Annotated in this window: 22 protein-coding genes; 13 read left to right on the top strand and 9 right to left on the bottom strand. The window is 58.5% G+C overall.

Translation table 11 applies throughout. The features are described from left to right. The first annotated feature begins 80 nt into the window (after window positions 1–80). The 7 genes from QRN38_RS24020 to QRN38_RS23990 all read left to right on the top strand — a co-directional run bounded on the left by QRN38_RS24020 (window position 81) and on the right by QRN38_RS23990 (window position 6390). Entirely contained in the window at window positions 81–755 is a 675-nt protein-coding gene (locus QRN38_RS24020; protein ID WP_007244400.1) for a TIGR04211 family SH3 domain-containing protein, read from the top strand. 398 nt (window positions 756–1153) lie between these two features. Continuing rightward, complete coding sequence (locus QRN38_RS24015; RefSeq protein ID WP_007244399.1) at window positions 1154–2755, top strand: response regulator; 1602 nt, start codon at window positions 1154–1156, stop codon at window positions 2753–2755. Then, window positions 2752–3447 (top strand): sensor histidine kinase, encoded by a 696-nt coding sequence (locus QRN38_RS24010; RefSeq protein ID WP_007244398.1) that lies wholly within the window; start codon window positions 2752–2754, stop codon window positions 3445–3447. The genes QRN38_RS24015 and QRN38_RS24010 overlap by 4 nt, the downstream gene beginning before the upstream one ends. Before the next feature lie 260 nt (window positions 3448–3707). Further along, window positions 3708–3914, top strand: coding sequence for an acyl carrier protein (locus QRN38_RS24005; RefSeq protein WP_003382703.1), 207 nt, complete (start codon window positions 3708–3710; stop codon window positions 3912–3914). Between the two features lie 54 nt (window positions 3915–3968). Then, complete coding sequence (locus QRN38_RS24000; RefSeq protein WP_005771593.1) at window positions 3969–4730, top strand: SDR family NAD(P)-dependent oxidoreductase; 762 nt, start codon at window positions 3969–3971, stop codon at window positions 4728–4730. Then, the gene (locus QRN38_RS23995) at window positions 4727–5368 is read left to right on the top strand and encodes an acetyltransferase (protein WP_054089714.1); all 642 of its coding nucleotides are present in this window, start codon (window positions 4727–4729) and stop codon (window positions 5366–5368) included. Before QRN38_RS24000 ends, QRN38_RS23995 begins: the two co-directional genes overlap by 4 nt. Further along, a complete protein-coding gene (locus QRN38_RS23990) occupies window positions 5368–6390 on the top strand; it encodes a ketoacyl-ACP synthase III (protein WP_161937229.1) in 1023 nt (340 codons plus the stop codon). Before QRN38_RS23995 ends, QRN38_RS23990 begins: the two co-directional genes overlap by 1 nt. Before the next feature lie 49 nt (window positions 6391–6439). Here the strand turns inward: QRN38_RS23990 and QRN38_RS23985 are convergent, their stop codons facing one another. The 4 genes from QRN38_RS23985 to vioA form a co-directional block, all read right to left on the bottom strand. Then, complete coding sequence (locus QRN38_RS23985) at window positions 6440–7687, bottom strand: MFS transporter (RefSeq protein ID WP_081025479.1); 1248 nt, start codon at window positions 7685–7687, stop codon at window positions 6440–6442. A 268-nt stretch (window positions 7688–7955) separates the two neighbouring features. After that, complete coding sequence (locus QRN38_RS23980; RefSeq protein WP_057418942.1) at window positions 7956–11477, bottom strand: glycosyltransferase; 3522 nt, start codon at window positions 11475–11477, stop codon at window positions 7956–7958. Window positions 11478–11551: 74 nt separating this feature from the next. Further along, window positions 11552–12277 (bottom strand): methyltransferase domain-containing protein, encoded by a 726-nt coding sequence (locus QRN38_RS23975; protein ID WP_005771583.1) that lies wholly within the window; start codon window positions 12275–12277, stop codon window positions 11552–11554. Beyond that, window positions 12277–13395, bottom strand: coding sequence for a dTDP-4-amino-4,6-dideoxy-D-glucose aminotransferase VioA (vioA, locus tag QRN38_RS23970; RefSeq protein ID WP_005771580.1), 1119 nt, complete (start codon window positions 13393–13395; stop codon window positions 12277–12279). The genes QRN38_RS23975 and vioA overlap by 1 nt, the downstream gene beginning before the upstream one ends. Before the next feature lie 399 nt (window positions 13396–13794). Here vioA and QRN38_RS23965 point away from each other — a divergent pair, with 399 nt between their 5' ends. Continuing rightward, the gene (locus tag QRN38_RS23965; protein ID WP_161797788.1) at window positions 13795–15036 is read left to right on the top strand and encodes a glutamine synthetase family protein; all 1242 of its coding nucleotides are present in this window, start codon (window positions 13795–13797) and stop codon (window positions 15034–15036) included. Between the two features lie 54 nt (window positions 15037–15090). Continuing rightward, window positions 15091–16476: an MFS transporter gene (locus tag QRN38_RS23960; protein WP_057417192.1), complete on the top strand. Its 1386-nt coding sequence runs from the start codon at window positions 15091–15093 to the stop codon at window positions 16474–16476. Window positions 16477–16572: 96 nt separating this feature from the next. Here the strand turns inward: QRN38_RS23960 and QRN38_RS23955 are convergent, their stop codons facing one another. From QRN38_RS23955 to flgA, 4 genes are all read right to left on the bottom strand, one after another. Further along, on the bottom strand, window positions 16573–17319 hold the full coding sequence (locus QRN38_RS23955) for a flagellar brake protein (protein ID WP_005771573.1): 747 nt from the start codon (window positions 17317–17319) through the stop codon (window positions 16573–16575). Window positions 17320–17401: 82 nt separating this feature from the next. Beyond that, the gene (locus tag QRN38_RS23950) at window positions 17402–17869 is read right to left on the bottom strand and encodes a flagella synthesis protein FlgN (protein WP_005771571.1); all 468 of its coding nucleotides are present in this window, start codon (window positions 17867–17869) and stop codon (window positions 17402–17404) included. 49 nt (window positions 17870–17918) lie between these two features. Further along, on the bottom strand, window positions 17919–18233 hold the full coding sequence (gene flgM / locus QRN38_RS23945) for a flagellar biosynthesis anti-sigma factor FlgM (protein ID WP_005616754.1): 315 nt from the start codon (window positions 18231–18233) through the stop codon (window positions 17919–17921). Between the two features lie 160 nt (window positions 18234–18393). Then, window positions 18394–19152: a flagellar basal body P-ring formation chaperone FlgA gene (gene flgA, locus QRN38_RS23940; protein ID WP_057418943.1), complete on the bottom strand. Its 759-nt coding sequence runs from the start codon at window positions 19150–19152 to the stop codon at window positions 18394–18396. 78 nt (window positions 19153–19230) lie between these two features. Between flgA and QRN38_RS23935 the strand changes: the two genes are divergently transcribed. Continuing rightward, complete coding sequence (locus QRN38_RS23935; protein ID WP_005771567.1) at window positions 19231–20157, top strand: chemotaxis protein CheV; 927 nt, start codon at window positions 19231–19233, stop codon at window positions 20155–20157. Window positions 20158–20208: 51 nt separating this feature from the next. Beyond that, on the top strand, window positions 20209–21036 hold the full coding sequence (gene cheR / locus QRN38_RS23930; RefSeq protein ID WP_003382687.1) for a protein-glutamate O-methyltransferase CheR: 828 nt from the start codon (window positions 20209–20211) through the stop codon (window positions 21034–21036). 78 nt (window positions 21037–21114) lie between these two features. Here cheR and cynR read toward each other — a convergent pair whose 3' ends face one another. Then, a complete protein-coding gene (gene cynR / locus QRN38_RS23925) occupies window positions 21115–21993 on the bottom strand; it encodes a transcriptional regulator CynR (protein WP_057418944.1) in 879 nt (292 codons plus the stop codon). 109 nt (window positions 21994–22102) lie between these two features. Here cynR and cynS point away from each other — a divergent pair, with 109 nt between their 5' ends. Further along, entirely contained in the window at window positions 22103–22570 is a 468-nt protein-coding gene (gene cynS, locus QRN38_RS23920) for a cyanase (protein ID WP_007244384.1), read from the top strand. A 10-nt stretch (window positions 22571–22580) separates the two neighbouring features. Further along, a complete protein-coding gene (locus tag QRN38_RS23915; RefSeq protein WP_057418945.1) occupies window positions 22581–23054 on the top strand; it encodes a nuclear transport factor 2 family protein in 474 nt (157 codons plus the stop codon). Window positions 23055–23316 lie beyond the last annotated feature (262 nt).

Raw genomic sequence — 23316 nt, 5'->3', positions numbered from 1 at the left:
TTCAATTGCCTGCCGCTCCCATCGTTAGCCGGCCCGTTCAACGAGGCTTTATTTTCATTCAGATAAAGATAATTATCGCCATGTCTCGTCATTTTTCTGCACTTCTTTCTCGTGCACCCGGCCTGTTCGCCGTTTCGCGTCGCGTGCTCGGCGCTGGCCTGTTTGGCGCTGCGTTGACCCTTGTGGTACCTGCCAGCGTGCAGGCCGCGGGCAATGATCGCTGGGTCAGCGACAGCCTCACCACTTACGTACGCAGCGGGCCGACTGATGGCCACCGGATCGTCGGCACGTTGAAATCCGGGCAGAAGCTTGAGCTGCTCACCACCTCCGGTAACTTCAGCCAGGTGCGTGGCGAAGGCGGCGCGACAGTGTGGATTCCCAGCAGCGACCTGCAGGACGTCCCTGGCCAGATCGAGCGCGTGCCGCAATTGACCCAGCAGGTCGCCGAGCTGACCGAGCAACTGGCAGGCATCGACAACACCTGGAAAACCCGCGTGCAAGGCATGCAGGAAACGCTGGATGCGCGCAAGAAGCTGGTCGATGAACTGGAAGCCCGCACCAAGGTCCTCAACGATCAGTTGGCCGACTCCCAGGCCGAACTGCGCTCCACGCAGGCGCGGCTTGGCGATGAAAACAAACAGGTCATGATGCGTTATATGGTTTACGGCGGCAGCATTGCTGGTGCGGGCCTGTTAGTCGGCCTGATTCTTCCGGCGCTGACCAAGGGCCGCAAAAAGAATGATGGCTGGGTGTAAACCTGCCTGAACGTCGAGTGGGTCAACGTTTTTTGCGTTGGCCCGCTGTCTGCTGATTTGCGCCGCGTACGCCGCGCGACCAATCTGTGCTCTGCTTCCCGAAAACTCCCTTCTCATTTCTGCAATGTCGATCCACTGCGCAAAATCATCGCCTGTTTGCCATGCGCATGAGGTGCGAAGTTGATGTTCGTTCTACAGTTTCTGCCCGGATGGTCGAAAAACTGAGTGTTGCCCTGAACTGCGTGGCTTGTTGCGGGAAGGGCGGTAACGGCGAATTAGTTTATGGCATGTTGCCATCAGTTATTATGTGCGCCCTGAAAATGGGCTGCCGAGCCGGGCCTGATTAATTTTCAGGCTGTGGGTCTCATATTTTTACCCTCTCCTGTGCAGGAATCCGGATGCTGGCGTACAACCAAAAAAGCTTTCTTATCGTCGATGACTTCTCTGACTTTCGCAGTTCAGTGAGGTCGATGCTGCGTGAACTGGGCGTCAAGGAAGTGGACACCGCCGACTCCGGTGAGCAGGCTCTGCGCATGTGCTCGCAAAAGCGTTATGACTTCGTGCTGCACGACTTCAACCTCGGCGATGGCCGCAAGAACGGTCAGCAGGTGCTCGAAGACTTGATGATCGAGCGGCTGCTGAGTTACGAAAGCGTGTTCATCATGGTGACTGCGGAAAACAGTCAGGCGATGGTCATGAGTGCGCTGGAGTGGGAGCCGGATGGCTACCTGACCAAGCCGTTCAACCGCGCCGGGCTGGCCCAGCGCCTGGAAAAGCTGGTACAGCGCAAGACCTTGCTCAAACCGATTTTGCAGGCCCTTGATCGTCGCAAGCCGGCCGAGGTGCTGGCGGCCTGCAACAAGCTGATCGAGCAGGACCCGCGCTACGCGCCGTTGTGCCTGCGCCACAAGGCTGATGCCTTGCGCGACCTGAAGCAGAACGAGCCGCTGGAAGCGTTTCTCAAGACCATTCTGGCTGATCGTGCCACGCCCTGGGCGTACGGCGCGCTGGGCAGCCTGCTGCTCAAACGCGGCAAAACCGCCGAGGCGCAGGCCGTTTACGAACAGGCCATCAAGGCGTTTCCGACCATGCCGGCATTGTTCGACGGTCTGGCTGATGTGCTGGTGGCGCTGGGTGATGGCAAACGGGCGCAAACCGTGCTGGAAAGCGCGGTGCGCCTGTCGCCGCTGGCGGTGCGCCGGCAGAAGCTGCTGGGCAAGCTGGCGCTCGGCAACGAGGATTTCGAGAGCGCCTCCAAGGCGTATCGCCAGGCGGTTTCCCAAGGCCAGCATTCGCGCTTCAAGGACCCGGAGACCAACCTCGGCCTGGCACATGCGCTGATCAGCAAGGGCGGTGATCAGGGGCTCGATGCGCGCACGCGGGTCGAGATCAACAACGCCCTTGTCGACGTCGCCAAGGAACACACCAACGACGAAGGCCTGCAAGTGCGCACGCGGCTGATGAAAGCCGCCAGCCTGCAGCACTCGGACCCGGAAACTGCCGCCAGGCTCACCGAGCAGGCGATGGCCAGACTCGACGGCATGGAGCAGGTGCTCAGCGCCGACGCTGCGTTGATGGTCGCGGCGCAGCTCAAGCAACTGGGGCAGGAAGAAGCTGGCGCCAGTGTCTTGAAGAGCTGCGCGCAAGCCTATGGCGATGACCCGGCCGTGATGAAAAGCGTGGCCAGCATGACCGACGATCCGGCGATTCTGGAGGCCAGCAAGGCGGCCGTCGATTTCAACCTGCAGGGCGTACGCAGTTACAAGGCAGGCAACCTCCCTGAGGCGCAGGCGTTTTTCCGCAGTGCGCTGGGGTTGCAGCCGAAAAACATCAGTATTGTGCTGAACATGGTGCAGTCACTGCTTCATCCGGGCCAGAACCTTGGGCAGGCGGCGATAGACGAATGCCGTGCCAGCCTGACGACACTGGGCAAGATCCCGGACAGCGATGCGCGTTACGAGCGCTATCAGAAACTCAGGGAAAGGGCATTTGGCGCATGACTCGACAACCAGAGCAGGGCCTCGATTTTTCCATGGTGATTGCCTCCACCGTGCACGACATGAAGAACTCGCTGGCGATGCTGACCCAGGCGCACAGCGAGTGGCAGGCAAAGCTTTCCAGCCAGCAGCGTGACACCCCGGAGCATGGCATCATCGGCTACGAGTTTGCCAACCTCAATGGCATGCTGGTGCAGTTGCTCGGCCTCTACAAACTGGGCGTCAATCAGATGCCGTTACGCCCCGATTATCACGAGCTGGACGATTTCATCGAGGCGCAACTGGCTCATCATCAGGAAGTGCTGGCCAGCCGTGGCATTACCGCGCGCTGTGACATCGACATCCTGAGCCCGCTGGGCTTTTTCGACCGCGAACTGGTCGGCTCGGTGGTGGGCAATATCATCGTCAACGCCACTGGCTTTGCTCGTGAGCAGCTTGTCATCAGTGTCGGCGATGAAGACGGTCAACTGAAAATCACCATCAACGATGACGGCCCAGGCTATCCGGCCTATCTGATCGATCAGCAGACCGACTATGTACAGGGCATCAATCAGGGCAGCGGCAGCACCGGGCTGGGCCTGTATTTTGCCGCGCACATCGCCCGACTGCACGCCCGTGGCGGCATGCAGGGGCGCATCGAGATCGCCAATGGCGGGGTGCTCGGCGGGGCGATGTTCAGCATCTATTTGCCTTGACTCTCGCTGCTGTGAGCGATGCTCGACGGGCGTGGACATTATATTGACGCAATGCCGCAGGCACGCCTCGATCATCCTGTCGCCTGGTCGCCATATTTTTGGCTTCTCTGTCTGTCCTTTTGATTTTTTCGGTGATTCGCCCTGTAATCAGGGCGTCCGCATACCTGCTGTGGCTTGGTTCGATTATTGCAAACTATCAGGTGCAGGCGCTGCCTGCGCAGACCGTTATCCAACAGTTGGTTGTGTCAGGGAGCAGAGCGATGGAAGACAAAGTACTCAGGCTGATCGAAGAAGCGATGGAAGCAGACGAAGGCAGTCTGAGCAAAGGGCAGAATCTCGATTGGGACTCGATCGCGGTGGTGACCTTCATGTCGCTTGCCGATGAGCATTTGGGCAAGAGCCTGTCGGCCAATCGCCTGAACGCGTGCAAGAGTGTGGATGACGTCATCAGCCTCGTCACAGAGTAATCCTTGATCGGTTTTTTCCGGATCGGACGGTTCAGCCCCCAAGAGGAGTGTTGAGTGGGCAGTAATCCTTTTTCACTGAGCGGCAAAGTGGTCATGGTCACGGGAGCTTCTTCCGGCATCGGCAGCCAGGTCGCGATCTGGTTAAGTCAGCAGGGGGCTCGGGTGGTGCTGGTTGCCAGAAATCAGGAGCGGCTCGAGGCAACCAGGCAGCAGCTTCACGGTGAAGGGCATGGTGTCGAGCCATTCGATTTGCTTGAGAGCTCGGTGGTTGGCGGCTGGATGAAAAACCTGGCTAAAACCTATGCTCCCTTCGACGGGCTGGTACATGCCGCAGGCGTACAGATGCCGTTGCCCATTCGCGCATTGGGCATTGATCAGTGGGAAACGGTCTTTGCCACCAACGTCACCTCGGGCTTTTCGCTGATCAAGTCTTTCAGGCAGAAAGGGGTGTTCACTCAAGGCGCCAGCATCGTTCTGCTGTCATCGGTGATGGCGCAGGTCGCCCAGCCGTCGCTGATGGCCTACTGCGCCAGCAAAGGCGCGGTCGAATCCATGGTTCGCGCGGCGGCGCTCGAGTTGGCCCGCGACGGAATACGCGTGAACGCCATCGCGCCAGGCGTGGTGAAAACCGAAATGACTCGCAAACTTGAGGACACGGTCGGCGTCGATGCCATGAGCGCAGTCGAGCAGCGGCATCCATTGGGTTTTGGTGAGCCGCTGGACATCGCCTATGCGGTCAATTACCTGCTGTCCCCGGCGGCTCGCTGGGTGACCGGGACGTCGATGGTCGTTGACGGGGGGTATCTGGCGCAATGAACGTAAACAGATTGCTCATCGTCGGTGCCGGCGCTTTCGGGCGTGAAGTGCATACGTGGCTGCTGGACTGGGTGAAGCTGAACCCAGGCTGGGTCATCGCCGGGTTCATCAATGACGGCCCCGGTTCCATCGCCAGATTCGATCATTACCCGGCGGTTGTTTCGTCGGTGGAGGGCTACGAGCCGGGGCCTGAGGATTACCTCGTCTGCGCCATCGCCAAGCCGGCCGACAAGCGTCTGGTCATGGAAAAACTACTCGGCAAAGGGGCTCGGTTTTTCACGCTTATCCATCCCTCGGTCATCATGGGCGAGAACGTTGTTATCGGGCAGGGTGTGGTTATCTGTCCTTCAACCGTTCTTTCGGTGGACCTGCGCATTGGCGCATTCGTGACCCTCAACATCGGCTGCCTGGTGGGGCACGATGCAGACATCGGTGACTTCTCGACATTGAGCGGGCACTGCGATATTACCGGCGGCGTGGTGCTGGGGGAGGAAGTGTTCATGGGCACCCATGCCAGCGTCCTGCCGAACGTCAAAGTCGGCAAACAGGCTGTAGTCGGAGCCGGCAGCGTTGCGATACGCAATGTGGCCGCAGGCATTACAGTATTCGGTGTACCTGCCAAACGCATATCGGGGTAATGCTCATGACATCTCATGCCAGGATCGTGGACATAGAATACGAACTGCCTGTTCATTCGCTGGACAATGAAACACTGGCCCGCGAGTTTCCCGAGTGGGATGTCGACAAGATATTCGCCAAGACCGGTATCGGTGAACGGCACATCATCGACAAGAATGAAACGGCGTCGGACCTTGCTTACCGTGCCTGCGAGAAGTTGTTTCTCAAGGGCGATATTCAACGCGATGAAATAGACGCATTGATCTATTGCACGCAAAGTCCGGATTACGTGTTGCCCGCCACCGCGTGCATTCTGCAGCATCGCCTGCAACTGCCTACGACGTGCGCTGCATTCGATTTCAATCAGGGCTGTTCCGGCTTTATTTACGGGCTGGGCATCGCCAAGGGGCTGATCGAGTCAGGGCAATGCAAAAATGTATTGCTGGTGACGGCGGAAACCTACAGCCGTTACATTCATCCGCAGGATAAAAGTGTTCGCACCCTGTTTGGTGATGCAGCGGCGGTGACGCTGCTCCGTGCCACTGAAGGCGGCCCGTTTCTGGACCGGTTTCGTTATGGCAGTGACGGCTCCGGTGCTGAAAACCTGATCGTGCCCATTGGCGGCGCGCGCAGGCCTTCGGCCGAAAATATCGAGCCTCCTGCCTATGGCGACGACAGTGGCAATGTTCGTACCGATGCCAATCTGTACATGAATGGCCCGGCGATTTTTGAATTTTCCATGAAGCGCGTGCCGCAGTTATTCGCCTCTTTGTTTGATGATGAAGTGGGCGTGTCCGATGTCGATCTCTTCGTGTTCCATCAGGCAAACCACTTCATGCTGGATGCATTGCGCCGACGCCTGAAGTTACCCGCCGAGAAATTCGTTTCGGCTTTCCAGCATTGTGGCAATACGGTGTCCTGCACCATTCCGATTGCCTTGAAGGAATCGATGGACAAGGGCGTGCTCAAACCGGGTGACCGGGTTGCAACGGTCGGCTTTGGCGTGGGTTATTCGTGGGGTGCGTGCGTCATACGCTGGTAAGCAGTCACAGGCTACCAAGCACCTGCAGATGCGAGATGCGGCAGATACCTCAAAGCTTGCTTGAGGCAGGTGTGCGTATCATGTCCATTCTGCCGACCATGATCGAACAGGCAGCGAGCACCATGGCAGTCCCTAAAAATACGCTGCCTATGCCCAAGTACCCGCCCAATAGCCCGCCGGCCAACGGCCCGAGCACTTGCCCAAGATACTGGCTGGACGTGGAGTAGCCCAGCATTCGACCAGCGACTTCATTGGGTACGGTGTGACGGATAATAGCCGCGACGCAGGGCAGCAAGCCTCCCAGTGCAAGGCCCATGAAGAAACGCAATGCTGCCAGTTGCCAGACGTTGCTGACCCATGCTTGAGGGATCAGGGTAAGCGCTGTCATGGCCAGGCAGCTGGTCAGCACCGGTAGATAACCGATTCGGTCTGCCAAACGACCCAGCCGCGACGCCGCAAGAATGCTACCCAGTGCTGTGGCCGACATGACCACGCCAGCCATCATCGTCACGTTATCAGTCTTCAATTGCCTGAGGTAAACCGTAATGATCGGCTCGACTGACATGGTCGAGAACATCACCAGGCTGGCGACGACAAACATACAGGTGATCATTCGTCGCTGCTCGCCGCTGAGCTTCACCACTGCTGGCAACGCACTATCAGTTGCCCGCGAAGGAGCTTTGCGCGGCATTTCACGCAGCAACAACAGGGTTGCAAGAAAAGTGATGAAAATCACACCTCCTGCTAAAAAAAAGGTGTTGCGGATACCTATCAGCGGCGGCAACACACCACCCATCAAAGGCCCGGCCAGGCTTCCGGCCATAATTCCTGATGACAAAACACCCAGTGCCCAGCCAGAACGCGCCTTGGGCGTTTGCGTGGCGACCAATATGGTTGCACCTGAGGCGTACCCGCCCAGCAAGCCGGCCAGAAGCCTCAGCAATAACAACTGCCACACCGTTTGCGCTAAACCAATCAAGGACATTGCCACGGCCATGCCCAGGCTGGCACGGATTAACATCAGCTTACGCCCGTAACGATCACCGAGGCGCCCCCATAAAGGGGCCGTTACCGCGGCAGACAGGAATGTTGCCCCGTATGTCGCCCCCGACCAAAGTACCACCGCAGCGGGATTATCGACTCCCAGTTGTTCCACATACAGCGGTAGGAACGGCAGCAGTAGAGTCATGGCAACGATGGTCGTAAACACACCGAATACACACACCCATAAATTGCGAAGCCAGTGAGGGTCGCACTCATTCAGTGGTAGCGCGGGCCGCTCGGTTGAGGATGACATCGGAAGCTCCTGGTAAGAAAAGCCAGAATAACGAGGGCGCTCCAATAAATAAAATTCATGTTTTTTATATATTGCATTCCTGTCTGGAATGCGAAAGAAAAAAAGAATGTGCAGTTTTACTCGATGTGCATTCGGGCATTACATCATGCGTAACTGATTCGCCTGATTCGGCCGGACGATGATGCAGGTCTTTCACTGACACCTGAGTATACGGCTGCTCTGCGCCCCAATGGATGCAGAGCATCGTCGCCATCGACTCCTTGCCTGATCAGCCCTTCAGCCAGGCAGTGCGCCAGCCTTGCAGGTGATCGGCCGTCAGCATCCAGTTGTCCATGACCGCCTGCTTCAGCGCTTCGCCCTTGCGGGTGCACTCATCCATCTGATCAATGTGTTGCTCGATGGCACTTATCCAGGCATCAGTGCTGTTTTCAACGCGGGTGACGGGCAGGCCTTCAGGAATGCTCAGCAGGTTGCTGCAAATCACTGCAAAGCCACACGCACCGAACTCCAGCAAGGCCACCGGGCTTTTGCTCGTGTTGATCAGGTTGGATTCTGCAGGCGCCAGCACCAGATCCAGGTTCAGACTGGCCAGTGCCTGCGGGAACAAGGCGCCCTCCACTGGCGAGCGCAGCTCATGGATGTACGGGCGCAACCAGCGTGTGCAAGGGCCCATGATGACCCATTCCACGCGGTCTGCCAGCGCCTTGATGACTTCTGACAGTATCAGCAGGTTGCCCAGCTCACTCGCTGTGCCGACCCAGCCTACGCGAGGTTTGGAGCGAGTCCGATGCTTGCTGTGCAGCGTTGACCATGGCGCAGGTGCAAGTCGCGTTTCGATGACCTGAACATTAGGGTGTGAGTCTTCGAGCAGTTGCGCCAAGGCGCTGGTCGGAACGGTTATCAGGTCTGCCCGTGCCAGCCCGTGGCGCAGTGATGCCTGGACTGTGGCGAGTGGGGCTGCGCTCTTGTCGACTTCAGCGTAAGACGGAAACTCCGGCAGGTCGTAAGCCACCCAGGCATTGGTGTGGTCTTTGATGGCGCTGATGCTGGCGATCAGGTTTTCGTCTATGGGGCCCTGAATGACCACCGAGTCCGGGCTGAGCCTGGCGACCTCCACGAGCGGCAGCGCTGTATAGCTGAGGACGCCGTCTGCTTCGCGCTCGCTGCACAGACTTTGCAGCGTGGCCGCGATGCGATTGCCGGCAGCGCTGTGATTGCAGGGCTGAGCGAGGACCACAGGCAACGGGCGATGAACCAAAGGCCGCCAGCTCAACGCCTGGTTGCTCTGGGTGACGAAGCTGTCGGTCAGCGCCAGGTTCTTGTTGTAGGCCGGGTCCCAGGCCATGTAATGCAGCCAGCGGTGGGAGAGGGCGCGTGCCGCGAAATCCATTGCCTCGGCGTCGTGTTGGACCTCATTGGGGCGCAACGCAACGATGGCATGTGGCGTCCAGACCACCAGATGCCCGGCGCTGCGCGCCTTCAGGCAGAGGTCCACATCATTGAACCGGGCAGGGAACAGGTGCTCGTCCAGGCCTTGCACCTGGTCATACACTGATTTGCGGATCATCAGGCAGGATCCGCTCACAGCACTGTAGTTCTGGTCTGTTTCGAGGCGTTGCGCATAGCTGGCAGACGCTGCGATCGCGCTGGCGGTGACCGCACCGGCGGTGCCATTGAGCCCCAGGATGATACCCGCCCCGACGACATTGCCATCCGTTGAAATGATTTTCGCCCCCACAACGCCTACTTCAGGGCGCAGTGCGTGGTTGAGCAAATGGTCGAGCCAGTCCTTCTGAATGATCAACCCATGGCTGTCCAGCGTCAGCAGGTAGTCGCCCTGTGCGTGGCTGGCTGCAGCGTTGAGCAGCGCCGACGGGCTGACTGTCTGTTCATGACGAAGCACACGGATGCGTTCCGACTGCATCGAGTCGATGGTCGCCAGCCATTCTGTGGTTTCGGCCGACTGGCTGTTGTTGTCGCAGATCAGAATTTCATAGAACGGATACGTCGTGTTTTCCAGGATGCTTTCGACGCAGGGCAGCAGCGTCTGCAACTGATCCTGCGAGGTGACCAGGATCGAGACCAGCGGCTGATCGGCATGGCCGTACTCGATCCGGTAATGCCCCGACTCAAGGGCGTGCAACTGACCACCCGCATAGCCGCGCGCGTGCAGGTGCCGTTGGATCGTGCGCGCCTGATCGTAGTTGTCCTGCGCTTGCCACAACGGCGAGATGATCATTGGCTCTGGCGAATGCACAAACTCGGTAAAGCCCGCGTCCTCGATCATGCGCAGGATCAGGTCGAGTTCGATGGCGTGCGCGTGGCTTGAGTCGAAGCCGCCCACCGCCAGGGCTTTTTCGCGGTTGAACAGCCAGTTGCGGCTGGTCGCAGCGGGGCAGGCCAGCAGGTAGTCGAGACTGAAATCCGGGCGAAAGGCCAGGTAGGCCCCGGCCTGCGCATGCAGGGTCACTTCGTCGCCGAACACCGCACAGGCCTGTGGCGCGTCGATCAGGGTCATGGCCGCACACAACAGGCCGCTTGGCGTGAAGGTTGTGCCGGCGTCGATCAGAATCCACCAGTCGTGGTCGTTATCCTGCATCAGCTCGTTGATGACGGTTGCGCGGTTGTCCAGGCTGGCATCCCGCCAGGGCAGTTGCGCTTGCAGAGGTGTCTGCTGGTCCCTGTCGTAGTCGGCTAGGACAAACACCTTCAGCTTGTCGAGCAGCGGCGCATCCGAGGCGAGGCTTTGCAGCGTGCTGAGTACGCTTTCGGGTTGCTGATTGAAGTCCGATACAACAATCGCGATCGTCGGACCACCGTTGTGCTGCTGCAGGTATTCGTTGAGCAGGGCGTGCTGGGCTGGCGTCGGTCTGCGCTGACCCAGCCAGCCAGCGATACGGGTGTTGCGCACCGTGGCGTCGGACCTTCTGTCGAAGTAGGCCAGCAAGTCCATTTCCTGGACGTTGTCACGTTGTGACAAGGGCGCAATCTTGACCTTGCCGTTAAGCTCCTCGGGCCTTACCCAGCCCAGCGCTGCGGGAATGCGAGTGAAATTGGCGTGGCCCTCGCGGGGCAGGGTCGGGTCTTTTCGGAATGCCTCACTGCTCTGCTGATCGGACACGCGGAAATAGGACAGCGGGCGGGCCAGCATCGCCAGATTGCCCTGGCGCAAGAGCTTTGCATAAATGGCCAGATCACCCAGCCCCCAGATCACCACCTGCTCCAGCGACATGATGTCCTGACCAAATACCAGCAGGTCTTCACTACGACACATGACGGCACTCGGCTCGCCGACGAAATTGATAGGGTACTGGGCCAGAAACGACACCAGCTCGGGACCGTTGAGAACAACGTTCTTGCCGAACGGGTAGACGGTGTAGAGATTGTCGGCCAGCAGCGCGCCAGTGGCATCGATTCTCTTTCGGGTCGCGGACACCACTTTGATATCGGGGCTGTCGTGCAGGACATCGAACATCAATCGCACGCAGTCGGGAAGCAGGATGTCGTCGTCGTAGAGAAACTTGATGTACTCACCGCTTGCCAGGCGTATGCCCTGCGCGATGTTGTGCGGCTCGCCCAGCGGCGTTTGGTTTTTTGCGTAAAGAATCGGCCAAGGGCTGGTCGGCCTGAGCTTTTCGACAATGTCCTTGATGCCGTCGTTGCGGCAGTCATCGGTGATGATGATCTCGATGTCGTCATGGTTCTGTCGCAGCGCACTGGCAAGTGCAGCTTCAAAGAAAGCCGGTTTGTAAGCGGGGATGACAATACTGACCAGGCGTGAAGAACTCATCGCAATACCACGTGTGAAGAAGTTTTATAAACCAACCGGGCAACGCAGTCGGCGTCCATGATCCGCAGGTGTCGTCAGGTCTTTCGGCCGATGTACAGCACCGACTGCTCGGTAATGCCGTGCTGCCTGAAAACGCCTTCACCGAATGCCTGCGAGCCGAGCGCATCGACGCTGAAGCCGGCCTGCGTCAGGCGTGACTGGAAGTCGTGTCTGGCGTACATGCGCACGTGATCGTCCTGGCCAAAGCGCGCCCAGCGCTCGTCGACGCTGAATTCCTCCGGGTCTTCTTCGGTGGTGGTGGCGGTCAGCAGGATCGGCACCATCAGGATCGCAGAGCCGCCTTTGGCCAGCACCCGAAACAGTTCGGACATGGCCTTGCGGTCGTCGGGTACGTGCTCGAGTACATGCGAACACACGATGAAGTCGAAAGACTCGTCGGCGTACATGTGCATGTCCATGATATCGACCACGTCGTCAGCCAGTGGCGAGAACAGGTCGGCCGAGCGATACCGCGCATTGGGCAAACTGCGCAGAAACCGGGAAAGCAGCACGGCTGGCGCGATATCTAGGATGCGCAACGGCTGGCCGGGCGGGTTGTCGAGCAGGTGCATGGCGTACAGCGCGTAAAGCCGGTCGCGGTCCGAGGCCGCGCATTCGGGGCAGCTGTATTGCCCGACATTGAGCGTTTCAAAGTCTTCGATGCAGTAATGGACGTTCAAGCGGTGGAGAATTTCCAGATGGCCTCTGCCCATCGGGTAGAAATTCGCAAAACGGTTTGAGCAGACCGGGCATGTTCGCATTAGCGGTTCTCTTTACTGGCAGCGACGATCACATCGATGATGCTGTCGAAAGCTTCATCGGTCAGGCTGTCGAAAATGGGCAGGCAGAGGATCTGGCTGGACAGGCTGGTCGCAACCTGCAGGCGATCGGGTTTTGCCGAGTCCAGGCCCCGGTACATCGGGAACGTCGAGATCAATGGGTAGAAGTAGCGGCGGGCAAGGATGTTGTGGTCGCGAAAGCGCTGATAGAGGTCATCGCGGGAAATGGCGAAGTCTTCGGTGACCAGTACCGGAAAATACGAGTAGTTGTGCCTTTCGGTGGTCTTCCAGAGGATTTTCAGCCCCGGAATCGCCGCCAGTACGTCACGGTAGCGTTCGTCGATGCGCTGGCGCTTGAGCAGCGCTTCATCGATGTATTTCAGTTGCAGCAGACCAAATGCGGCGTTGATCTCGCTCATCTTGCCGTTGATGCCCGGTGCCACCACCGTGACTTCATCGGCGAACCCGAAATTCTTCAGGTAGTCGATGCGCTGCTTGGTCTTGGCGTCGGGGCTGATGATGGCGCCGCCCTCGAACGTATTGAAAACCTTGGTGGCATGGAAGCTCAGCACCGACAGGTCGCCATGATTGAGCAGGCTCTGGCCACGGTGCTGGACACCGAACGCATGGGCGGCGTCGTAGATGACCTTCAGGCCGTAGCGGTCGGCAATCTGCTGAATGCGGTCCACGTCGCACGGGATGCCGTAGCAGTGCACCGGCATGATTGCTGTGGTCGCCGGGGTGATGGCTTCTTCGATGCGGTCCGGGTCGAGGTTGTAGGTGCCGGGGTCGATGTCGACGAATACCGGTGTCAGGCTGTTCCAGAGCAGCGAATGTGCTGTGGCGACAAAGGAGTAGGGCGTGGTGATGACTTCACCCTTGATGCGCAGCGCCTGAATCGCGGTCATCAATGCCAGGGTGCCGTTGGAGAACAGCGAGAGGTGCTGCACGCCCAGATACTCGGCCAGTTCATGTTCGAGCTGTTGGTGAAACGGGCCGCCGTTGGTGAGCTGACGGCTTTCCCATATGTGTTCAAGGTAGGGAATGAACTCCTCCAGAGGCGGTAACAGAGGACGAGTGACGGGGATCGGTGCGCTCATGGAGGGTTCTCTGCTCGTGTTTTATTCGATTGCTGTTCGAAAGGGCATTGGCTTCAAGCGCTTCCCTGCAAAGGAATGGCCATTGACATAAAAATGACAGTCGAACTGTTGTGTATGGGGTACCAGCAAGAACCCGGCCAAGACCGCCGCTGCCGGGTGATGCATCAGGTCAGTTGTGACCGGGTGCACGAAGTCGTTTCAGTGCTTGATATCCCGAACGCCCGCTGCGTATTTTGTACGGCTTGCCGCCTGGCGGCCTGGACGCTGACTTTCTAACCATAAAGAAGGGATTGAACCATGACACGCAATGACCCCCATTCGCTGGCGCAACTGCTGATGGGCATTGATGAAGTGGAGTGCGTGACTCCGGACTTGAACGGCGTGCCGCGTGGCAAGGTGATGACCGCTGCCGGCTTTCTGGAGGGCAGGCGATTGCAGCTTGCGCGGGGCGTGTTGTTGCAATGCATCATGGGCGGCTATCCACCTGCGCGATTTTACGGCAGCGATGACGGCGACCTTGCGCTGGTCAGCGACCCGCAGCAGGTCCACCGCCTGCCCTGGAGCGAGCAGCCTCGCGCCCTGGCCATCTGCGATGCCGAGCAATTGAATGGTGAACGCTGCCTGTTATCGACACGCGGCCAGCTCAAGTCGGTGATCGCCCGCTACGCCGCGCAGGGGCTGGCCCCGGTGGTGGCCACCGAACTCGAATTTTTTGTCTTCGCGGCCAACCCCGAGCCGCTCCAGCCGTTTGTGCCGCCTCTCGGGCTGGACGGGCGACGTGAGCTGGGGCATTCGGCGTTCAGTATCAGTTCCAACAACGGTCTGCGGCCGTTTTTCGCCGAGGTCTATGCCTGCATGGCGGCGCTCGGGTTGCCGCGTGACACGGTGATGCATGAAATGGGTGTCAGTCAGTTCGAGATCAATCTGTTGCATGGCGATCCGTTGCTGCTGGCCGACCAGACCTTTCTGTTCAAGCACCTGCTCAAGGAGGTCGCGCTCAAGCACGGCCTGATTGTGGTCTGCATGGCCAAGCCGCTCGCGCACACCGCGGGCAGCTCGATGCATATTCATCAAAGCGTGGTGGCAGCCGAGTCCGGACAAAACGTGTTCAGCGATGCGAACGGCGAGGCCACAGACACCTTCCGCCACTTCATTGGCGGCCAGCAGGCGTGCATGGCTGACTTTACCGCGCTGTTTGCCCCTAACGTGAATTCCTACCAGCGCCTCTACCATCCTTATGCGTCGCCCAATAATGCTTGCTGGTCCCACGACAATCGCGCTGCCGGGCTACGTATTCCGGCAAGTGCGGCGGCGGCCCGACGGGTGGAAAATCGTCTGCCGGGCGCCGACGCGAACCCTTATCTGGCCATTGCCGCAAGCCTGGCGGCCGGTCTGCACGGCATCGAACAGCGCCTGGAGCCGACGGCGCCGATGCAGGGCGAGATCCAGGTGCCGAAAGAATTGTCGCTGCCTTGTACCTTGCATGCGGCTGTTGAGCGTCTGAAAAGCAGTCAGTTGGCCAAGGAACTGTTTGGTCATGAGTTCATCGAAGGCTACGTCGCATCGAAGACCCTGGAACTGACCAGTTTTTTCGACGAAATAACTCCCTGGGAACGGCGCGTTCTGGCTGCCCAGGTTTAAGAATCGCAGTGTCGGGCTCGCTCATTCGGGCGACTCCCAATTTTTGGAACGTTGATGCGCCAAATCTGGAAATCCTTTCGAGCGCTTTATTTTGCCTCGTTGATGATGTTGATCGGCTCGGGCCTGCTGAGCACTTATCTGGCCCTGCGCCTGGCGGCCGATCAGGTCGACAGCCTGTGGGTCGGTGCGTTGATGGCGGCCAACTACTTCGGTCTGGTGCTGGGCGGCAAGATCGGTCACCGCCTGATCGGCCGCGTCGGTCATATTCGCGCCTATGCCACCTGCGCCGGTATCGTCGGCGCGGCGGTGCTCGGTCATGGCCTGATCAGTTGGCTGCCCGCCTGGCTGGTGCTGCGGGTCATCGTCGGCCTGGGCATGATGTGTCAGTACATGGTCATCGAGAGTTGGCTGAACGAGCAGGCTGCTGCCAAACAGCGCGGCATGGTGTTCAGCGGCTACATGATTGCCTCGTATCTGGGGCTGGTACTGGGCCAGTTGGTGCTGGTGGTTCACCCGCAACTGGGGCCGGAACTGCTGATGCTGGTGGCGTTGTGCTTTGCGCTGTGCCTGGTGCCCGTCGCCATGACCCGCGCCATTCACCCGGCGCCTTTGCACCCGGCACCGCTGGAGCCGCGATTCTTCATGAAGCGCGTTCCCCAGTCATTGACGGCGGTGCTCGGCGCGGGGCTGATCATCGGTTCGTTCTACGGCCTGGCACCGGTGTATGCCGCCGAGCAAGGGTTGTCTACCGAGCAGGTCGGTCTGTTCATGGGGTGCTGCATTCTGGCCGGGTTTCTGGTGCAGTGGCCGCTGGGCCTGCTGTCGGACCGCTATGACCGGTCGGTGCTGATGCGCATATTCGCGGCTGCGCTGGTGGTGGCGTCGTTGCCGCTGGCATTGTTTCCCAGCGTGCCGGTCGAGGTGCTGTTCGGCGTCGGCTTTCTTGCCTCGCTGATGCAGTTCTGTCTCTATCCGCTGGCCGTGGCATTCGCCAATGACCACGTCGAGGCCGAGCGCCGGGTGTCGCTGACGGCCATGCTGCTCATGACCTACGGCATCGGTGCGAGTATCGGCCCGCTGGCGGCTGGCGTGATCATGAAAGTGTTTGGCGGCCACATGCTGTACGCGTTCGTCTGTGGCGCTGCTGCCATCCTCGTGCTGCTGATCAGGCCCAAAGCGGTTACTCACCTGCACCAGGTCGAGAACGCGCCACTGCATCACGTTGCGATGCCGGACAGTATGTCCAGCTCGCCACTGGTGGTGGCACTCGACCCACGCGTGGACGAACAGGTTGTGCAGGACCAGATGCAGACCACTGTGGAGCCAGAACCCGAGCCCGAGCCCGAAACAGTGGCTGAAGCCGAAGCTGAGCCAGCTGCCAGTACGCAGGTGGCTGAGGAAGACGAGCGGGAGCGCGAAAGCGAGACCTGGAAGGCCTGATCGAGGCAGAAGGGCGTTGCTGATGGTTCGAGGCTGGTAACTGAACGGTGATTGCGGCAGGGCTGCCGCAATCACCGGCAGGCGGAGAATGGGCTGTCAGAAGTCGTCGTCTTTATCGAAGCGGCGCGCTTCACGCTGCAACTGATAGACAAAGCGCTCGACCTGGCGCTGCACCAGTCCACTCATGTTGTGGAAGCGCACCCCGGCAAACGTGGTGTGAACGCGCTCTTCAAAGTGCAGATAGCGCAGCTCGACAGGGGCTGTCATGGCACCGAACGGCAGCTTGGCAATGAACCGCTCATACACCTGGCCCAATTGCATGCGCTCGGACAGGTCGCCTTCAAAACGGAGTTTGCATCCGGTGGCGGAGATGTCCAGCAGCTTGCCTTTGAGCGGAGACTTGAGACGGTCACCGCCGATCTCGATATCGACCAGTTGCGCCAGCTTCAACGCTGCACGGAATGCGTTGCGACGCTGGTGGTAAATGACTTCCTCAGGCATCGGCCCGCGGTACATACGCTGCCCGTCGGTATCGACGATGTCCATGTGCGCCGAGCTTTCCCAGGCGATACGCACGCCATCGTGAAAACCTTCGACACGAAAAGACTCGCCGTTGCTGAGAAAACGTTCGCCGTCACGGGGGATCATTTCGTCGAGCGCCATGACATTGCTGTCACGGTCGACTTCAAGCAGGTAGCTTTGAAAGCGCTGGGCGCGCTCATGGAAGGTAATGATCAGCGGATCATGACTCTCGAGTAACAGCCGCAGGTTGGCGGCAATTTCCAAAGGTGTGTTGAGGACCTTCGGGGGCTGCGGAGCATCGTCCGCGCTTGAGCCATTCACGATCTTGAATCTCCAGGCAAAATACTACGGCAACGCAACAACAGGCATTCTGCCACTACGCACGAAACCTTGATACAGGAAGTTACGCCTGACTCAAGGGGCGTGGCTTTGCTCTAAGCGCAGTCGAGCCGCGAGCATCATAGAGCGTTGGCGTTTCACCGCCATTGAGAATGCGAAGCTGGTGAGCGGTGCTGATCTGTTGCAGCTGGATCAGACTACCATTCTGATCGTTCAGCGTCTGGCATTCATTGATCAGCGCATTCAGCTCATCGCTGCTCGTCAGCAATTGCTCGCCGACCTCGGACTGGCTGGCCAGTTGCTGCAGACCACTGCGATTGGCGGGCAGCCCCATACCGGCGAGCACCTGGCTGCGTTTGCGGCCGTGCTGATCCAGCAGGATGACCAACGCCTGTTTCTGCGCCAGCACCTGTTCCATCTCGCTCATGTCGCGGCCGTGAAGAATCAGTGATTCAGCCTGCAACAGCTCAAGAAGCTGCCGGGCAGAAACCATGTCATCAGTGATCATCTGCAGCAAAGTAGTGTCTTGCATCGCATGCTCTGGTTTTTAAGCGTCCAGAATATCCAGCGCGAGCCGTGGCTTAGCGTTGGGTTTCGAAATTCAACAGCTTGCTGGCGACACGGTTGCTGTCCACTACATAGCTACCGTCGGCAATTGCTTGCTTGAGCTCGGCAACGCGAGCACTGTTAACGGTAGGCAGGTCGGTCAGCTTGTCCGTGATTTTCTGCAACTGTTGAGCCTCACTGCTCAAGGAAAACGTTTCCCCGGTGCTTTTGACGCCTGCGGTTGCAGCAGGTGCTGGCGCATCGGTTTTGGCGGTGTCTTTGCTGGCTGCGGTACGTGCAGTACTGGCAACCGGCTGCGAATTGTTAAGGCGACTGAAATCTATGACCATGATTAAAAAACCTCTGGGTGTTTGGACGCTTGCCTTGTTTTCGGCCAACCCCAATTAAACTTTAGGCCGATTGTGATAAAGCTTCTCAATAGATGCTTTTCACCGTCGGGCATTCCCCGCAGTCTAAAAAAAACACACCCTCTGCGCCAGCCTCAATGCATTACATGGCCACTTCTACCTGTCCTGGACCGGTGACATTCGCTTTGATCACCCGTTGGGAGTTAAGGTTTTTCACCCGTATCTGTTCGTTGAAACCGCCGTCGGACATCGCTTCGCCGGGCATCCGTACCGCCAGCGAGCCGCTGCGGGCGATGATCACCACCTGATCGCCCTTGTGAATCATCTGGGGCTGTTCAAGCGCCACGGGGGTGATGACCTGATCGATGACCATTTGTCGGACAACCTTTTGACCGACTGCCTGATCAAGCGATGCCAGAAAGCCCTGGCCCAGGCTGCTGACATCCCGCTCACGCATCGCGATATCTTCTTCAGTCACGATGGCGTCGCGTTTCAGCGGCCGCATTACCGTGACCACGTTGCGGAACAACTGCACCTGGGCGGGTACGAACACCGTCCAGGGCGATGAGCCTTCGCAACGCACCCGCACGGTGACCCGGCCAACCGGGCGCGGGCTTTCCAGTGTGGCTGTCAAATCCTTGTCGCAGGCACCCATCCGTAAACGCGGGTCGAGCTGCTTGACCTGTATGTCGTGACGCCCGTCAATCTGGTTGGTTGCCAAATAGTCTTCTACTGTGAACTCAAGAAACCCTTGGGTGACGCCGATAAGCTGTTCAGGCAGTGTGAAATTCTCTGCACGAGCGAGGCTCACCGTGCCGGAAAGGCACAGCAGGGCGATTGCGCAGAGAAGCCAGCAGGTTTCTAATGCGAGGTGTCGAGAAATTGTCATCTTGGCGTTCATGACGTAACAAATAGCAAAGCCCGTGCCGCTTGTTGGTCTGGTGCCTGGGTGGCGGTCATTTTGGTAAGGGGGTTCGGCATGGCAGGTGTAATGGATTCGGTAAACCAGCGAACTCAGCTGGTGGGTCAGAATCGCCTGGAGCTGCTCTTGTTCCGTCTCGACGGCAAGCAGCTCTACGGGATCAACGTCTTCAAGGTAAAAGAAGTACTGCAATGCCCGAAACTCACCATCATGCCCAAATCGAGCAAGATCGTTCGTGGCGTGGCCAATATTCGTGGCGGTACCATTCCGATCATGGATCTGGCAATGGCGACGGGCTCCACAGGGATGATTTCGCTGGTCAATTCCTTCGTCATCATTACCGAGTACAACACCAAGGTTCAGGGGTTTCTGGTGCATTCTGTCGAACGCATCGTCAACATGAACTGGGAAGAGATTCATCCACCACCCAAGGGCACCGGGCGCGATCATTACCTGACCGCAGTAACCCGGGTCGATAACCAGTTGGTGGAAATCATCGATGTCGAGAAAATCCTCGCCGAAGTAGCGCCCGTTTCCGAAGAGATTTCGATAGGTGTTATCGACGCCGAGGTTCATCACAAGGCGGTTTCGCTGCGCGTTCTGACCGTCGATGACTCGTCGGTGGCCCGTAAGCAGGTCAGCCGTTGCCTGGAAACCGTCGGGGTGGAAGTGGTCGCACTGAATGACGGTCGTCAGGCGCTGGATTACCTGCTCAAAATGGTCGCAGAAGGTAAAAAGCCGGAAGAAGAGTTCCTGATGATGATCTCCGACATTGAAATGCCGGAGATGGATGGCTATACCCTTACAGCTGCCATACGTAATGATCCGCGCATGCAGAAGATGCATATTACCTTGCACACGTCGCTGTCCGGGGTGTTTAACCAGGCAATGGTCAAGAAGGTCGGGGCGGATGATTTTCTCGCCAAATTCCGGCCTGATGATCTGGCGGCCAGGGTTGTTGCGCGGATCAAGGCAGCAGAATAACCAGCCGGGGGCGTCGTCCCCGGTGATTCACATGATTTGAGAGGCGGCACCTTGTCTACGGGTAATTTGGATTTTGATCAGTTCCGGGTATTTCTGGAAAAAGCCTGTGGCATCTTGCTTGGGGAAAACAAGCAGTACCTGGTGTCCAGCCGCCTCAACAAATTGATGGAGCAGCAAAGCATCAAGTCGCTTGGCGAGTTGGTCCAGCGCATTCAGACCCAGCCGCGCAGTGGTTTGCGCGAGCAGGTGGTCGATGCGATGACCACCAACGAAACCCTGTGGTTTCGCGATACCTACCCGTTTGAAGTGCTGAAAAACAAGGTGTTGCCCGAGCAGATCAAGGCCAGCCCCGGTCAGCGACTGCGCATCTGGTCGGCGGCGTGTTCGTCGGGGCAGGAACCGTACTCGCTGTCGATGTCCATCGACGAGTTCGAGCGCGCCAACCCGGGCCAGCTCAAGTCCGGCGCGCAGATCGTTGCCACCGACCTGTCGGGCTTGATGCTCAATAACTGCAAGACCGGCGAGTACGACAGCCTGGCGATTGGTCGCGGCCTGTCACCGGATCGTCTGCAGCGCTTTTTCGATGTGAAAAGCCCCGGCCGCTGGGTGGTCAAGGCACCGATCAAGAGCCGTGTGGAGTTCCGCTCGTTCAACCTGCTCGACAGCTACTCGGCGCTGGGCAAGTTCGACATCGTGTTCTGCCGCAACGTGCTGATCTACTTCTCGGCCGAAGTGAAGAAAGACATCCTGCTGCGCATCCACGGTACGCTCAAGCCGGGCGGCTATCTGTTTCTGGGTGCATCCGAAGCGCTCAATGGCCTGCCTGATCACTATCAGATGGTCCAGTGCAGCCCTGGGATTATCTACAAGGCCAAGTGACAGCTGCTTGTCATGAAAGAGACCTTAGGGTCTCTTTTTTTTGAGCAAAAACACCCTCGTTTCGCCGACGCATCGGGTTCAGGTTTCCGTTCTGATGCCGCTCAACAGTTTTGCAAACGCGTTTGCGGCCGCGCTCTGATAGCCGTTCTTGCGCCGCAGCAGTGCCACCGTGCGCCCAGGCAAAGGCGCAATTGTCTGAACCTCGCATAATCCAGGCTGCTCGCGAACGATGGCATCGGGAAGAACGGTCACCATTCGGCCTTGAGCGACGACCTTGAGCAAGATGGCAATCGAGTTGGCTTCCAGCCCTATGTTCGGCTTGAAGTTATGCATCTGGCACCAGGCGTCCAGCAGAATGCGCGTGGCAAACCCTGGCGCCAGCAGTGCGAAACGAAGTGTGCTCAAGTCTTCAAGCGTCAGCGTCGGCTGCTCCCTGAATGCCGTTGCGGCCATGACCAGACACAGTTTTTCGTCAAACAGCGGTTGGCTGTCTATCTCGACGCCGTGACTGCCAGCAAACCCTATTGCCAGATCGAGCACGTCGCTGATCAAAGCGTCGGTAATCTGTTCCAGAGACAGCTCGGTAATGATGATTGCCACCCCTGGGTATAGCGCAGTAAAGCGGTCGATCAACGGTGCTATCAGGTATTCACTGAATGTTGGCGTGACGCCGAGGCGTAACTGACCGCGTGACAGGTCATTGACGTCGTTGAGCGCGCGCCTCCCGGCGTCCAGTTCGCGCAGGCAGCGGCGGGCGTGGTCCAGGTACACGCGGCCGGCGTCGGTCGGCACGACACTGCGGCCGCTACGGTCGAACAGCTGTACACCCAGGCTGCTTTCCAATTGCTTGATCTGTTGCGACAGCGCCGGTTGTGAGACATGCAGCGTCTCAGCCGCCCGGGTGAAATTGCCATGCTCGGCGACCGCCAGCAAGTAACGGATATGACGTAACAGCACGGCATCACCATAAGTTCAGATTATTGTGGTGATCATAAATCAGACTTGGATCTTATGGTGATAGTTACCGATGCTGTCCTTCATGTGAATTCACCGAGGAGGATGACCGATGCCGCACAGTAATATTTCCACCACGCCGCGCCAGGATCTGACCGAGCGCGTGCTGCGAGCCAAGACAGCTAAGAACCTGACCTGGGCGGGTCTGGCCGAAGGTACGGGGCTGAGCGTGGTGTATGTCACCGCGGCGTTGCTCGGCCAGCATCCGTTGCCGCAAGCAGTTGCCGAGGTGGTCGCCGAGCGTCTCGGGCTGGACCGGGACGCGGTTGTCGAGCTGCAAACCATCCCCTTGCGCGGTAATGTGGAAGACGTTTCCAGTGATCCGACTATCTATCGCTTCCACGAGATGGTTCAGGTTTACGGCACCACGCTGAAGGCATTGGTGCATGAACAGTTCGGCGACGGCATCATCAGTGCCATCAACTTCAAGCTGGACATCAGGAAAGTCGAAGACCCGGAAGGGGGAGAGCGTGCGGTAATAACCCTGGATGGCAAATTCCTGCCCTACAAACCATTTTAAGGACGCTGCTATGACTGACAACGGAAGACCCCCGCTGCCACCCTTTACGCTGGAGACGGCTATCCAGAAAGTCCGCGGCGCCGAAGATGGCTGGAACTCGCGCGATGCGGCGAAAGTTGCGCTGGCCTATACCGAAGACACGTACTGGCGTAACCGCAGCGAATTCGTCAACGGTCGCGATGAGGCGCAGGCTTTTCTTGAGCGTAAGTGGCGCAAGGAGCTGGACTACCGATTGATCAAGGAACTCTGGGCATTCACCGATAACCGCATTGCCGTGCGGTATGCCTATGAATGGCACGACGACTCGGGCAACTGGTTCCGTTCCTATGGTAATGAAAACTGGGAGTTCGCGGCGAACGGCTTCATGCAACGGCGCTTTGCCTGCATCAATGATTTGCCGATCGCCGAGTCCGAGCGCAAATACCACTGGCCACTGGGGCGGCGACCAGATGATCATCCTGGCTTGAGTGAGCTGGGGCTCTGATCATCGCTACTCGCCTTTTATATGAAGAGACCTCAGGGTCTCTTTTTTATTGGGTTCGACTCAAGGCGCTGCCACACGGCAAACCCATACTGGCAAAAAAACGGCACCCACCTTGCCGCTTTGCCTCTCCACAGCGGAAATGCCTTGCCGCTTTTCTGGCATTGCCGCCTCTGCGCTGTCTGTAACCCTCGCAATCATTGGCTTTTGCAACATGGCACGCCGATTGCTTTGTCAGTAACAACAGAATCAGGTCAACCGGCAA

The organism is Pseudomonas sp. CFBP2511 (genome assembly GCF_030209255.1).
Lineage (GTDB): Bacteria > Pseudomonadota > Gammaproteobacteria > Pseudomonadales > Pseudomonadaceae > Aquipseudomonas > Aquipseudomonas avellanae.
Note: the sequence above shows the minus strand (reverse complement) of the source record. Positions and strands in the feature narration are given on the sequence as shown.